Source organism: Tabrizicola sp. TH137 (assembly GCF_002855575.1).
Lineage (GTDB): Bacteria > Pseudomonadota > Alphaproteobacteria > Rhodobacterales > Rhodobacteraceae > Paragemmobacter.
On sequence record NZ_PKRQ01000002.1, the window covers coordinates 89,319 to 102,611 of the forward strand.

Consider the following 13,293-nt stretch of genomic DNA (forward strand, 5'->3'; position numbering starts at 1 on the left):
AACGCTGGGCGGTGCCACCCGTGGGGGGAAGCAGTGGCCGCCCGGCGCCGGGCCGCGATCCTGCCGCCCTATCCGGGCGGGGGGCGCGAGTTTCGTTGCAAGGGACGATCATGCGCTATACTTGCGTCTCACATGGGGAAGGGGACGCCTGATGTCTTTTCTGCTTGGGTCCGCAGGGAAATCCGAACGGATCGTGCGCCGGAAACTTTCCGATCAGGTTCTGGAGCGGCTGCGCGAGATGATCCGCAGCGGCGAGTTGAAACCGGGGGATGCGATGCCGTCGGAACGCGTGCTGATGGCGCGGTTCGGGGTGGGGCGGCCTGCGATACGTGAGGCGCTGCAATCGCTTCACCAGACGGGACTGGTCTCGATCACGCATGGCGAAAGGACGCGCGTCAACGCCATTGATGCGGAGACCTTCTTCCAGCAAAGCGACGACATTGCCCGGCTTCTGCTGAATGTTGCACCTGCGACTCTGCAACATCTGAAGGAAGTTCGCACCATGTTCGAACTGGGCGTCGTGCGGGTGGCGGCGGAACGGGCGACGGCGACGGATATCGCCGATCTGCGCGCAGCCGTGGACCTGCAACGGTCGCGGCTCGGCGGCGATCCCTTGCCCTTCATCGAGGCCGACATGCAGTTTCACGTCCGCATCGCCGCCATCAGTGCCAATCCGATCATCACGGCGGCATCCCAGGCGATGCTGCGCTGGCTGTTTGAATATCACACGTCGCTCCTCCATTGGTCCGGAAAGGAGGAGGTCACTCTCGGTGAGCATGCCGATATCGTAGATCAGATCGCCGCCCATGCTCCGGATGCCGCAGTTGCCGTCATGCGGGCCCATCTCGACCGATCCCGCGAGATGTATGTTCGTGCCGACTGAGTGCAGGACGCATCGCGTCGGTTGAACAGCGGTGCAAGTCCGGGGCAGGGGGCAGGGCATCCGGCTTGACCCTGACTTGTGATGAGGTCATACCAGTTGCTGATCGACGCCCTGCAACATGGCGATCCAGTCCGGTTTCCTGATCCTTGCGAAAGGGTCGTTGCGGTGCGTCTTCAGTCGGGACGCAGACACCGAAAGCATCGGGTGGCTCTCATTGTTGCACGCGGCAGGAAGATAGCCGCCTTGCGACCAGCAATCGCCTGGCGGCTGCGGAGGGAATGGACCATGTCTGCACGGTTTGAAGCCGACTACATTCTTGAGACGGCGCTGCCTTTCGAGAAGGCAGCCGCGACAATTGCTGGGGAGCAATCCTCGGGCACCTTCATGGCAGTTCCCGGCGAGACGGAGGCGTTGAAGGCCCGCTCTGCCGCCAGGGTCGAGCGGATCGCGGATCTGGGTGCCCTGGCCGGCCCGGCCCTGCCGGGGGCCGCCGCCCGGGACAAGTCGCATCGGCGTGCCCGGATCACCATTTCGTGGCCGCTGGCGAATACCGGGCCTAGCCTGCCCAATATCCTGGCCACAGTGGCGGGCAATCTTTTCGAGTTGAACTGCGTGGCAGGGCTTCGGCTGACCGATCTGCGCCTCCCGCCGGAACTCGTGGCGGCATCGCCGCGTCCCTCCTTCGGGGTGGACGGAACCCGCAGGCTTTCGGGGGTGGAAGGGCGGCCCATGATCGGCACGATCATCAAGCCTTCCATCGGTCTTAGCCCGGAAGAAACCGCTGCCATGGTGGACATGCTCTGCACGGCCGGGATCGACTTCATCAAGGATGACGAATTGCAGGCCGATGGGGCGGTCTGCCCCTTCGAGGCGCGGGTGCGGGCCGTGATGCCCGTGATCCGGCGCCATGCCGAGCGGACCGGGCGAAAGGTCATGTATGCCTTCAACCTGACCGGAGAGGTGGACGAGATGCGGGCGCGCCACGATCTCGTGCTGTCGGAAGGCGGCACCTGCATCATGGCCAGCGCGAATTCGATCGGGCTTACGGGGATGCTGGCGCTGCGCCGCCATGCGCAATTGCCGATCCATCTGCATCGAAACGGCTGGGGTTATCTGTCCCGGCATCCCGCGCTGGGTTTCGACTATCCGGCCTGGTCAAAGTTGTGGCGGCTGGCCGGAGCCGATCACATGCATGTCAACGGCCTGAACAACAAGTTCTGCGAGTCGGACGAAAGCGTCATCGCGTCGGCGCGGTCACTGCTGACGCCGATGACGTCGGAAAATCCCGCGATCACCATGCCGGTCTTTTCCTCGGGCCAGACGGCGCTTCAGGCCTTCGGCACATGGCAGGTCTTGCGGCGCGCGGACCTGATCTTTGCGGCAGGTGGCGGCATCATGGCCCATCCCGACGGGCCGGCGGCAGGGGTGCGGTCGATACAGGATGCCTGGGCCGCCGCCATGGCGGGGCTGACGCTGGAGCAGGCGGTGGGCGATAGTCCGGCCCTTGCAGCGGCGCTGCGCACCTTTGGCTGACGCCGGCCGGCGCTTCCGGCTGCGCCCCGGCGTCTGCGACGGCTTCGACCGCTAGTCCTCGGCCGAGAAGAGCAGGAAGCCCCGAAGTGTTTCCAACGCCTGGCCGTTCCTGTCGCGCAGGATGCTGTCGCGCGGGTGCCAGTCGCCACCTTCCTGCCGAAGCAGGGACCCATCCTCGCCCAGCATCAGGCCGACGATGGTGTCAGCGATGATCCGGCTGGCCGTCGGGCCGACCCTTGCACCGCGCTCGAGGGCCTTTGACTCACACAGCATGTATAGCCAGGCGGGCATTTCTTCCAGCATACCCAGCGCCTCGGCGGCGGCGAGGGGCGAGGGGAAATCCCCGCTGGGTGACACGTGACGCGGCAAGGCAGCGCGGAGCTGGTCGCGGTCCAGGACCGGCACGCCGCAGGCTTCGGCCAGCTTCTGGCCAAAGGGAATGCGGCGGTGGAAACCGCGCAGAAGGTTGCGAAACAGGATCGAGCCATGTTCGGCCACCGTCGCATCGCCCGCGACATTCAGCATGTCTGGCGCGAAGCTCAGGTCGATCCGCTCCGCCCCCCCATGACCGGAGCGTCGCCCGAGGTTGCGCCCTGACGTCATCCGATCCCAGTCTATCACCCAATGGTCGGGCACCTGTCGCGCGGGGCCGTCGAGATGGCCCATGTTCTGGGCCGAGGTGAAGCGGAACAATTCGGTCAGCGACGCCGCACGCGCAATCCGCCCACCGACGCCGAAATTCGCATTGAAGTCATAGGCCCGGCCCACCATCGAATGGCCGAAACGGAAAGCCGCGGTGGTGAATTCCATTGGCACGGCGCGGGAAGCGCCCCCCCGAGGCTGCCATTCGGACAACGGGCGCCTCAGGACCGAGCGGGACAGAAGGCGTGGCAGGAAATCGTTCAGGATCAGCCAGTGATAATGCCAGGTCACCAACTGCCGCGCGGCGCGGAAACAGGCCGGGCCGCGCCCCAGCTTTGGTTGAAGTGCCGCGACGGCCCGGTTGTGGACGCGCAGGAAGGCGAGGTGAAGCTGCGAGAGGATCAGGTTCCCGTCATTGCGCCGGTCTGCAATCAGCGCGGCGCGTCCCCGGCGGGGCAGATCGGGTGCGCCCGTCGCATGGATGATCGTCTCCGGGTCGAGGTCGATGTCGGAAAACTCCTGCTTTGATGGCACCGCCGTCCGCGCAAGGCGGAAGCGCATCCCGTCAGCCTTGTAGAGGGCGGCAATGTCGGGATCGTCGGTATCGGGCCAGTCGCCATAGAGACTGGCCAGCATCAGCGGGTTACCCTGTTCGTTCAGGATGCGCGCAAGGATGGTGGCGCGATCCGCGCGCCAGGTCTTGCCCAGGCCGGGCGGGTCGGCTGTTCCGATGACGCCTGCGGGCGGTATCGCCTCCGGATCTTCCACGATGCCGCCGATGGGGGCCGAAATGTCATGATTCAGGAACTGGCCGAAATAGGTGTAGGCGGCAGGCAGGCGCATGAGCAGTGCCGCAGGTGGCGTGAGGGGCAGGCGGGTTGCCTCTTCGAACTCCTTCAGGCGGGCGATGGTTCCGGCCTCGTCCGTCCCTGCAAAGCACCCTGCCATGGGATCATCGGCAAGGTCGGGAAAAAGATAGCGATACTGCGACCTCAATCTGGGCGGTCCGGCCACCGGGGGCGGCGTGAAGGATGCCGACTCGCTCAGGTCGTGCGCGCTGCGAATCAAGACCATCGGGATATGTCCGCTGTCAGAAGGGTTCGGGAAAATGCGGATGCGCCGCATCGGGGCAGAGCCTGCGGAAACGGTCCGTCCCGATCCGACCGCCCATAGCGCAGAGGCCGGGGACCAGCACCCTGAGGCTGGGCAACGGGTCTTCGGGCAGGGTCAGGTCGAAGGTCAGAACGCGGTGACCCATGGCCCCGAGGCGTTCCAGCAGATCGCCTCCGTGCAGATGGCCCGCGGCGGCCTTTTCTCCAACCGGTTGGAATGCAGGCTGGCTGATCCGCCCCTGGGCTGCCCAAGCCACCGCCTCTGGGTCGGATTGAGCCAGAGCCTCTTCGAGGCTGACTTCGGTTTGCACCAGTTCCGTCACGGCAGCGAGGGCGGCATCCGCCAGATGGGGGCGTGATGCGGTCCCCATGGCCACACGGCCGCCATCGGCGTCACAGGATACGGCCGCCACGACGGGAAGGCCGATATCGCTCGTCAGATCGAGGAACCGCGTGCGCCGCATCCGCTGTTCCAGCCACCATCCCAGTCGGGGATGATGGGCGTCGATGATATCCTGCGGCAGGGTCCCGGGTGGCAGACCGCCATGCCACCACAGGGCCACAGCGTCACGTTCGATGCATTCCCATAGCGCGAGATCCGCCGCTTCGGCGCGCGTCGGCGCGACGGCGCAGCCGGTGGAATTGGCATCGTTGACCAGCCGTTCGCCCAGGACCACCGCACAGTCCAGAAAGACGTCCTGAGCGGGCACCTGCACTTCTTCACCCGTCGCCAGATCCGTGCAGGTCACGACGGCAAGGTCAGCGATCCGGGGGCATTGCCCGAGCATGGCCCGATGCGACTGCGCGAGGCTGGCCCGCAGTTCGATCGCCTCCGCCCCCGCGGACAGCATCGCCTGTTGCAACGTCAGGCCCCGCCCGGCAGGCAGACGCGGTTTCAGCCCCGTCACCCCTTCCGCCGTGGGCCAGGCCACGGCCAGAAAGACCGGCGTGTCGGGCGTGTACATCGGCATCAGCCGGAAGTCCGTGGCAAGCGCCCGGTTGAGCAGGGTGATCATGTCGTCATGCTTCATCATCATGGTCCGCATTGGACGACTGTCCCGAAGTCCGATCAAGCCGCCATTGCGGACCATCGCAGCCGGTTTCACGCTGGCTTCACGCAAGCCCCGCTCTGATGGCCACAAGGGCGCAGGATGGACCCGTCGCAACGATACCCGCAACCGGACAGGAAGGATGAAGCATGGTCGGTTTCTTCAATCTCAAGAGCGGCAACCTTGCCGATCAGCGCAAGACGGGCGAGGCGATCATGCGCCTCAGCCAGAGCGTCTTTCAGGATGGGCCGGAGTCGGAATGGGCCGCCTTCAGCGCAGACCCGCGCAAATGGTTGCACAAGGTCGGCTATCGCTATGACGGGCCCGGGGCGGGCGCAAATGGCCAGATTCCGGCCTCGGTGACCATCGTCCCGGTCTATGACACGCCGACCATCATGCATGTCCGCATCCCGTGGAAGGGGTTGCTGGAAAATCCGCCTGCCGTGCAGGACGAACCCACCTATGGCGGCGATCCGGCGAAACGGTTTCCGGTCCTGCTTGCCCGCTACTTCATGCGGCACTGCCGCTGAAGCTTGTGCCGCGTCAGCCTTGCCCGGCCATCCGCCGGGCGAGGCGCAGACCGCTGAGCAACCTGTCGCGTCCCGGACCCCAGGCGATCGGAAGGGTCGTCATCACCCACCCCTCGATGGCATCGTCCGATGCCGGGCCCTCGCCATGCCATGCCGCCGCTACCAGATCCCGGAACATGGCATAGGACCGGCCTGCTTCGTCGCTGCGCCCCAGATGCGCCCAGGCGGCCGAAGCCCAGACGCCCAGATCGGGAAAACCGTCATGGCATTTCTCGACCGCAGCGAGGGTCGCCTCGTAATCTGCTGCCATGAAATGGATGCCTGCCATATAGACCGAGTAGTATTCGGGAAAGATGGGGTTCAGCCGCACCGCCTGCCGCGCGTAATCCAGCGCGTCATCCGTATGGCCCAGGAAGCCAAGGCCGCTTGCGGCGGCGATCAAGGTCTCGGAATCATGGGGGTTCAGGTCCACCGCCATGCGGAAATGGGTATTCGCCCGTTCCGGCGACCGCGCGATCAACCAGTTCCATGCCATGCTGACATGACAGCGCGGATCGAACGGATCAAGCGCGAGAGCGTCCCGCGCATGGGCAAAGGCACGGGTCCGGTCCTCCTCGGCCCTCCTGTAGCCTGGGCGGACCATGCCGCGCGTGGACAGGATTTGCGCAAGGCTCGCATGGCTGCCGGCAAGGCCGGGATCAAGCGCGATGGCACGCAGGAACAACGCCTCTGCCTCGTCATCCGCTTCGGCTGACCACAGTCGCGAAAGCTGATGCCCGCGCAGCCAGAGGTCATAGGCCGCCGGGTCGCTGGCCGAACTGCGGGCATGGCGCAGGAGGGTGATGTGATTGACCTGCGAGGCGAGGTTGGCGGCCACGGCACCCGCAACCGAGGAGGAGGTCGCCTGCAACTCATCCTCTGCGGTCGGGAACAGGCCGGACCAGACTTCGCTGCCATTGCGGCAATCAATCAGGGCGACGAAAAGCTTGCCCGTCGGTGATCGCCAGTCCAGCACGCAATCCACGGCAAAATCCGCGTCGATGGCACGGCCGATGGCCGTGAAATCCACCACGCTGTCGGACTCGAACCCGATCGAGGGCCAGGGAATGACGATCCAGCAACGGAAGCGGGACAGACAGGTCTTGGCAAGGAAGGCGAAGCCCTCGCTGAGATAGTCCTTGCTGTCATCGTGATATCTCGTCAGCGGTGGCCGGATCGTCAGGCGGGGCGGTCCACCGCGTCTCGGATTGGTTTCCGCCGCGGCAGGAGCCGGGGCCGCAGAGCGTTGTAGCGCAACCTGCCCGGACTTGATCGCCACCAGCAGCTCATTCGTCGCCTCGCTCGGCTCGCTGTCCAATTCGTCGGCCAGGGCCTGTTCCAGAAGCGAATACTGTCGCAAGGCTGCCGACTGGTCCCCCCGCAGGGCATGGAACCGCATCAGGAACTGATGGGCCAGTTCATGGCTGGGCTCGATCCGGACCAGTTCATCCGCGATCCTTGTATCGCCGAAGGCATTGGCCGTGATCAGATGTCCGACATGATCCGTCAGCGCCATCGTGAGGGCCGAGCGGAGTTGCGACCGTTCGATTTGCAGCCAGGCCTCGAACACCGGCGCGCTGGGTTGGGAGGCGCCGAACAACTCCCCCCGCCACAGCCCCGCAGCCGTCAGAAGCGCGGCTTGGTCCGCCGCTTCGTCGCTGATCAGGGCGCGCAGGCGCAGCACATCGACAGAAAAGGCTTCGCCCCGCAGGCCGACGGTAAAGCGATCGGTGTCGATCAGCTCCGCATCGGGCTCCAGCACATCGCGGAGTTCCTTGAGGGCCTGCCGCAGGCTGCTGCGGGCCAAGGCCTCCGGCGCCGGGTCCCAGAGCAGCGAAGCCAGTTGTTCGCGGTTCAGCCGGTAACCCGGACTCAGCAGCAGAAGGCCAAGAAGACAGCGCGCCTTGCGGGTGCGGAAGGCGATCTCCTGACCTGTCGATACCCGTACGGCGCGGACGCCGCCTAGGAGATCGACTTGAAATCGCACCATGATCGGCGGCCTCGAAAACATTACCTAACGTCAAGTTGCACGTTCGGCAGGTTCCTTTCAACAAGCGATCACCAAACCGCAACGGGACGGCTCGTCCGGACGCGCGCAATCGGCTGCCGTGAAGTCTTGTCCCGCATTTCATGCCCCGGCTTCACGCTGCGATTACCGTTCGCTTCACGCAGCCATCACGCAGGCGGGGGCAAGCTGTCTTGATCCAGCCGATCACAGCATTGGCGGAGCAACAGTGGAGAGCAACTTATGAAGACCAAATTCCTTTGGACGAGCATTGTCCTTGCCTGTCTTGCCGGCCCCGCGCTTGCCGATGGTGCCGTGATCGACCCCTTGTCGCAATGCCCGCTGACCGGTCCGGCCGTCGGGCAAAGCGAGGCCTGCCAGGCGCTGCGCGTGACCTTTCGTGACGGTGTCGATAGCTGCATGCAGCAACTGAAGGTCAAGGCATCGGTGAGCACCGATGACCAGTTCACACACAACTCCCACACGAACCGGGCGCGGATGCTGATATGCGATCGGGAAGTGCGGGAAAGAATGGGTCTCGCCGACTGACCCATTCTTGCGGACGGGCCCGTATGCTCGCTCCCTCGCGGGCCCGTCCATCTTTTCTCGACCAAGGCGAGAAACGCCGTTCCCTTCCTTCCGGGATGGCTGCCTCAGCGCATCACGAAAGGGTCCGGGATCGGATCATCGGAGGTGCGCAGCCAGACGGTCTTGCTGCGTGTATAGTCCAGAGCGGCGGCAAGCCCGCCTTCGCGCCCGTGGCCCGAAAGTCCATGACCGCCGAAAGGTGCAATCGGCGAAACGGCCCGATATGTATTGACCCAGACCACACCTGCCCGAATTCCCCGGATCATCCTGTGCGCCCGGGTCAGCGACCGGGTGAAGACACCGGATGCCAGGCCATAGGCAGTGGCATTGGCCTTCTCCAATGCCTCCTCTTCGGTCCTGAAGGTATCGACGGCAAGCACGGGGCCAAAGAATTCTTCGGCCAAGGCCGGGGCGTCGGGAGAGGCGGAACAATCAAGAATGGTTGGCGGAAAGTAGAATCCGGGGCCGGGCAGGGGACTTCCACCCGTCACCAGCCGCGCCCCTTGGGCGAGCGAGGCAGCAATCACCTCCGTTATGTGGTCGCGTTGGCGGGCGGTGCAGAGCGGGCCGACCTCTGTCGTCATCGCATCGGGGGCTGCGATGCGGATCGCCTCTGCCTTGGTCCTGAGACGCGCGAGGAAGGCATCTTTGACGGTATCCTGCACCAGAAGGCGCGAGCCTGCCACGCAGCTTTGCCCTGTTGCGGCAAAGATCCCCGAGACCTGCGCATTGGCGGCACTTTCAAGGTCGGCATCGTCGAAAACGAGGAAGGGCGACTTGCCGCCAAGTTCCAGCGAGGTGGACGCCAGGTTCTCGGCCGAGTTCCGCACCACGGCACGGGCCGTGCCGGGGCCCCCGGTAAAGGCGATATGGGCAACCTTGGGATGGCTGGTCAGCACCTGCCCGCAGTCCGGGCCAAAGCCGGTGAGGATATTCACCACGCCGGGGGGGAAACCCGCCGCATGCACAAGGCGGGCGAAGTGCAACAGCGGTGCCGGGCCATCCTCCGAAGCCTTGAGAACCACAGTGCAGCCCGCAGCCAGTGCTGGGCCAAGCTTCACAGCCGATAGAAACAGTTGCGAATTCCAGGGCACGATGGCGGCGACCACCCCGACAGGCTCGCGGCGCAGCCAGACTTCCATGTCGGGTTTGTCGATGGGCAGATGCGCGCCTTCGATCTTGTCGGCGAGGCCCGCGTAATACCGGTAGTAGTCCGCCACATAGGCGATCTGCGCAGAGGTTTCGCGGATGATCTTGCCCGTGTCGCGGGTTTCCAGCCGCGCCAGATCAGGCGCGGCCTCGGCCACCAGATCGGCGAGCCGCATCAGCAGCTTGCCGCGCTGACTGGCGGTCAGCTTCGGCCAGGGGCCGGAGAGGAAGGCGCGATGGGCGGCAGCGACGGCACGGTCCACCTCGGCGGCACGGGCCTCGGGCATCTCGGCCCATGCTGTGCCGGTCGCGGGATCGAGGCTGGGAAAGCGGGCCGCGCCATCCTCGAAGGCCCCGTCGATATAGAGTTGGAAACGGTCCATCGGGGGATCCTACTGGAAGGCGGGCATCACGTCTTCGATGAAGCGTTTCAGGCTCGCGCGCTTGCGTTCAAAGCTTTGCCCGCTGTCGATCCAGAGCGAGAATTCATCATATCCCAAGGCCTTTACGCGGTGGAGCCGGTCAATCACTTCGGGCACGTCGCCGATCAGTAGGTTGTCGCGCATGACCTGTGGGGAATAAAAGGGGTGGGCGGCGATTTCCTCTTCCGTCAGGGGGGCGATCAGGCCCTGCCGGATCGGCCGCTTGTTCAGGAACCACGCCCCGAAATAGTTGTAGAAATGGTTGAGTTCCTGCGCCGCCATCTCGGCATCGGCTCGGTCCTTCGCGACAAAGCCATGTTGCAGCACCATGATCTTCGGCCGCGGCACTTCGGGGTTCTTGGCGCAGGCATCGTTGAAGCGCTGCATCAGGCTTTCGACTTCGGAAAAGGGGTTGTGCAGGGGGGTGCATTGCACGTGGCAGCCGTTCGCGACGGCAAATTCATGGCTGTTCGGATCCCGTGCCGCGACCCAGATCGGGGGATGCGGCTGTTGCAGTGGCTGGGGGGCCGAGGTGGTGGCGGGGAACTGCCAGTATTGCCCGTCATGGACATAGTCCCCGGCCCAAAGCCCCTTGATCGCGGGGATGAGTTCGCGCATTCGCCCACCTGCGTTCCATGCGTCAAGGCCGGGCAGGATGCGTTCATATTCAAAGCTGTAGGCCCCTCGCGCGATGCCAAGGTCAAGGCGGCCGTCCATGATGATGTCGGCCATGGCGGCCTCGCCCGCCAGCTTGATCGGGTGCCAGAAGGGGGCGATCACCGTGCCGGTGCCGAGGCGGACATTCTTTGTCCGCCGTGCCAGATCGACAAGGTTCAACAGCGGGTTCGGTGCGATGGTGAAGGACATGCCATGATGTTCGCCCGTCCAGATCGCGCACATGCCGCCTTCATCGGCCATGTGGCAAAGCTCCAGCATTTCCTGATAAAGGCGTGGCTCGGGATCGTTGGGGCTGACACGTTCCATATGCACGAACAGCGAAAACTTCATCACGTGGTCTCCCCGGTGACCAGCGCGACCTGGCCTCTGTCCTGATTTCCGAAGTAGATGCCGAAATTGCCCATCCGCGATTCCTCGGCCAGGCGTTCCAGCATCACGCGAAGCGCCTGATCGGTAACCTCGGCAAAGCTGTCGGGCGCGAGATCGACGAAGGCACCCCGGGCAGGTTGCCCGGCGGTGCAGGGACAACGGAAGGCAATGTGCTGCTGGGCGCGCGCCACGTCTTCATAGACGGAGTAGAGCGGCCCCGCGGCGGCGGTCAGCCCGGACTGCCCGATGAGCGCGGCAAGAGCGGCGCCGGTTCCATCGCGCCCGACGCGGGCGGTGGGAAGGGTCAATCCGCCGAAGCCGTCATCGACAAGCAGAACCTGCCCCGCCTTTTCAAGGATGGCCGAAACGATGATATCCGGACCGGTGGGAATGCTGGCCTGGGTCGCGACGGGGGTGAAATAGGTGCCACGGTAATAGCCCAGGCCCGGCGCGTTCGTGGCATGGAAGGCCTCGACCTTGCCGATCAGGATGGCGTGATCCCCTGCTTCCACCACCTGGAACAGGGTGCAGTCGAACCAGGCCGCGACAGCGGGCAGGATGGGGCTGCCGACCGGGCCGATCTGCCAGTCGATCCCGGCAAAGCGGTCGGCCACGGGGCGGGCGAAGGTCGAGGAAATGTCCTTCTGTCCTTCGGCCAGGATGTTCACCGCGAAGTGCTGGCTGGTGGTAAAATTTACGTAATTTACGGAATTCCGTGCAATCTGAACCAGCAGCAGGGGCGGGTCGAGCGAGACGGAGGCGAAGCTGTTCGCCGTGAATCCAAGCGGGTTCCTGCTTCCGTCCAGGGTGGTTACCACCGTGACACCCGTCATGAAGGTGCCGAAAGCATCGCGCAGGGCGCGGCGTGCATCGCCCGTGTCTGTCATGCCCGCAATCTTTCCGGTTCCGCCATCAGCGGCGTGTTGAGCCAGTCGCGCAAGGCGGCGGTGACGCGGTCCGGGGCAGTAAGATTGACCATGTGGCGATGCCCTTCGATCACCACGGCGCGACCGCAAGGGGCGGTGGCCGCCATGAGGCGCGTCATTTCGGGTGTGGAATTGGGGTCGCCATCCCCCGTAAGGACGAGCGCCGGGCAACAGATCGCCTCCCAACGATCGGCATAGACATCATCGCCTTCGGCGAAGGCACGGTAGGCGGCGGCATAACCCTGCGGGTTCACCTCATTCAGCCAGCGTGCCACCTGTGCGCGAGGGGCCGCATCGGCAGAGGCCCTGCTGAACCAGCGGTCCAGCGGGGCTTCCGGGTCGAAATCACCGATCACGAGCGCGTTGGCACGGGCGATGACGGCGGCGCGGGCCTCTGGCGTGCGGCGATGGACGGCGTTCAGCACCGCGACGCGGCGGACAAGTTCCGGATAGTCGGCGGCAAGGCCAGTGGCGATCAGCGCGCCCATGGAATGGCCTGCCACATTCACCGCTCCGACATTCAATGCAAGGATGGTGCGAGCGGCCCAGGTGACGAAGTCGGGCAGACGCGCGCCCGCGGGCAGGGGGGAGGAAGCGCCATGTCCCGGCATGTCGAGAGCAAAGACCCGGTGGCTTGCGGCCAGCGCCGCGATCTGCGGGGCCCAGGCACGGGCATTCAGGCCGACACCGTGGATCAGGACCAGCGGTTCCCCTGCGCGGTCCTTGGGGCCGACTTCAATCAGCCCGACAGAGAGGCCGTCAGACAGCCGCAGGGTTCGTGACTTCATGGCCCAGATCCTTCAGATCCTGATAGCGGTCGCCGATGCGGTGATGCGGACGCCCGCCGATCGAGGCGCCAAGCGCGACGACGATCTCATCCTCGGCCGGCGCGTCGGGGATGGAGAAATGGACAGTCAGGTAATGCGACCGGCGCCCTTCGTCATGCTTGTCCATCAGGGGGATCATCACCGGCGTATTGGCCCCACCCCGGATGTTGGTGAAGGCTAGATAGGTCTTCGCCCCGACCGCCTGCCGATAGTGATTGCCAAAGCGCAGCGTGTGGATCAGCGCCGAGGCATGTTCTACCTCTCCCGCCAGGCCGCAAATGGCGGCCTTGCCATAGGCTTCGACCTTGTCGCCACCGCCTGCCGCCTCCAGAACCATGGCGGTCAGGGTCTCGCCAAGCTCCGGCGCCACGTCATGGATGGCGGGCTTCAGATCCTCGACAAAGCCCAGTCCCGCCCAAGGGTTCCGCAGCACCGCCGCCGCCCCGATCAGCTTGAGCGGGCGGGGCGCGGCGCGTCCGCCTTCGATCAGCGTCGTCTCGACATGCAGGAGTGTCTTTCGGATCAGGGCGGGCATGGGAAA

Annotated in this window: 12 protein-coding genes; 4 read left to right on the forward strand and 8 right to left on the reverse strand. The window is 65.0% G+C overall.

Going from position 1 to position 13,293, the window contains the following annotated elements; all coding sequences use genetic code 11:
• Nucleotides 1–151: 151 nt before the first annotated feature.
• Together nanR and C0V75_RS05840 are read left to right on the forward strand one after the other, a co-directional pair.
• Nucleotides 152–883 (forward strand): transcriptional regulator NanR, encoded by a 732-nt coding sequence (nanR, locus tag C0V75_RS05835; protein WP_101919994.1) that lies wholly within the window; start codon nt 152–154, stop codon nt 881–883.
• Between the two features lie 285 nt (nt 884–1,168).
• Nucleotides 1,169–2,416 (forward strand): ribulose-bisphosphate carboxylase large subunit family protein, encoded by a 1,248-nt coding sequence (locus C0V75_RS05840; protein ID WP_101919995.1) that lies wholly within the window; start codon nt 1,169–1,171, stop codon nt 2,414–2,416.
• 51 nt (nt 2,417–2,467) lie between these two features.
• Here C0V75_RS05840 and C0V75_RS05845 read toward each other — a convergent pair whose 3' ends face one another.
• Entirely contained in the window at nt 2,468–4,054 is a 1,587-nt protein-coding gene (locus tag C0V75_RS05845; protein ID WP_158241786.1) for a peroxidase family protein, read from the reverse strand.
• A gap of 94 nt (nt 4,055–4,148) precedes the next feature.
• A complete protein-coding gene (locus C0V75_RS05850; RefSeq protein WP_158241787.1) occupies nt 4,149–5,207 on the reverse strand; it encodes a YcaO-like family protein in 1,059 nt (352 codons plus the stop codon).
• Nucleotides 5,208–5,368: 161 nt separating this feature from the next.
• On the opposite strand from C0V75_RS05850, the gene C0V75_RS05855 reads away from it, so the two are divergent.
• Nucleotides 5,369–5,749 (forward strand): hypothetical protein, encoded by a 381-nt coding sequence (locus tag C0V75_RS05855; RefSeq protein WP_101919998.1) that lies wholly within the window; start codon nt 5,369–5,371, stop codon nt 5,747–5,749.
• A 13-nt stretch (nt 5,750–5,762) separates the two neighbouring features.
• On the opposite strand, the gene C0V75_RS05860 is transcribed toward C0V75_RS05855, so the two are convergent.
• Complete coding sequence (locus C0V75_RS05860) at nt 5,763–7,778, reverse strand: BTAD domain-containing putative transcriptional regulator (protein ID WP_158241788.1); 2,016 nt, start codon at nt 7,776–7,778, stop codon at nt 5,763–5,765.
• Between the two features lie 258 nt (nt 7,779–8,036).
• Between C0V75_RS05860 and C0V75_RS05865 the strand changes: the two genes are divergently transcribed.
• Complete coding sequence (locus C0V75_RS05865) at nt 8,037–8,342, forward strand: hypothetical protein (RefSeq protein ID WP_101920000.1); 306 nt, start codon at nt 8,037–8,039, stop codon at nt 8,340–8,342.
• A gap of 104 nt (nt 8,343–8,446) precedes the next feature.
• On the opposite strand, the gene C0V75_RS05870 is transcribed toward C0V75_RS05865, so the two are convergent.
• Genes C0V75_RS05870 through C0V75_RS05890 form a run of 5 tightly spaced genes read right to left on the reverse strand, consistent with a single transcriptional unit; the run spans nt 8,447 to nt 13,287 of the window.
• Nucleotides 8,447–9,913 carry an aldehyde dehydrogenase gene (locus C0V75_RS05870; protein ID WP_101920001.1) on the reverse strand — a complete coding sequence of 489 codons (1,467 nt, stop codon included), beginning with the start codon at nt 9,911–9,913 and terminating at the stop codon, nt 8,447–8,449.
• 9 nt (nt 9,914–9,922) lie between these two features.
• Nucleotides 9,923–10,960, reverse strand: coding sequence for an LLM class flavin-dependent oxidoreductase (locus tag C0V75_RS05875; protein ID WP_101920002.1), 1,038 nt, complete (start codon nt 10,958–10,960; stop codon nt 9,923–9,925).
• Entirely contained in the window at nt 10,960–11,886 is a 927-nt protein-coding gene (locus C0V75_RS05880) for a flavin reductase family protein (protein ID WP_101920003.1), read from the reverse strand. Before C0V75_RS05880 ends, C0V75_RS05875 begins: the two co-directional genes overlap by 1 nt.
• Nucleotides 11,883–12,713, reverse strand: coding sequence for an alpha/beta fold hydrolase (locus tag C0V75_RS05885; protein WP_101920004.1), 831 nt, complete (start codon nt 12,711–12,713; stop codon nt 11,883–11,885). The genes C0V75_RS05880 and C0V75_RS05885 overlap by 4 nt, the downstream gene beginning before the upstream one ends.
• The gene (locus tag C0V75_RS05890) at nt 12,685–13,287 is read right to left on the reverse strand and encodes an amino acid synthesis family protein (protein ID WP_101920005.1); all 603 of its coding nucleotides are present in this window, start codon (nt 13,285–13,287) and stop codon (nt 12,685–12,687) included. Before C0V75_RS05890 ends, C0V75_RS05885 begins: the two co-directional genes overlap by 29 nt.
• Between the last annotated feature and the right edge of the window lie 6 nt (nt 13,288–13,293).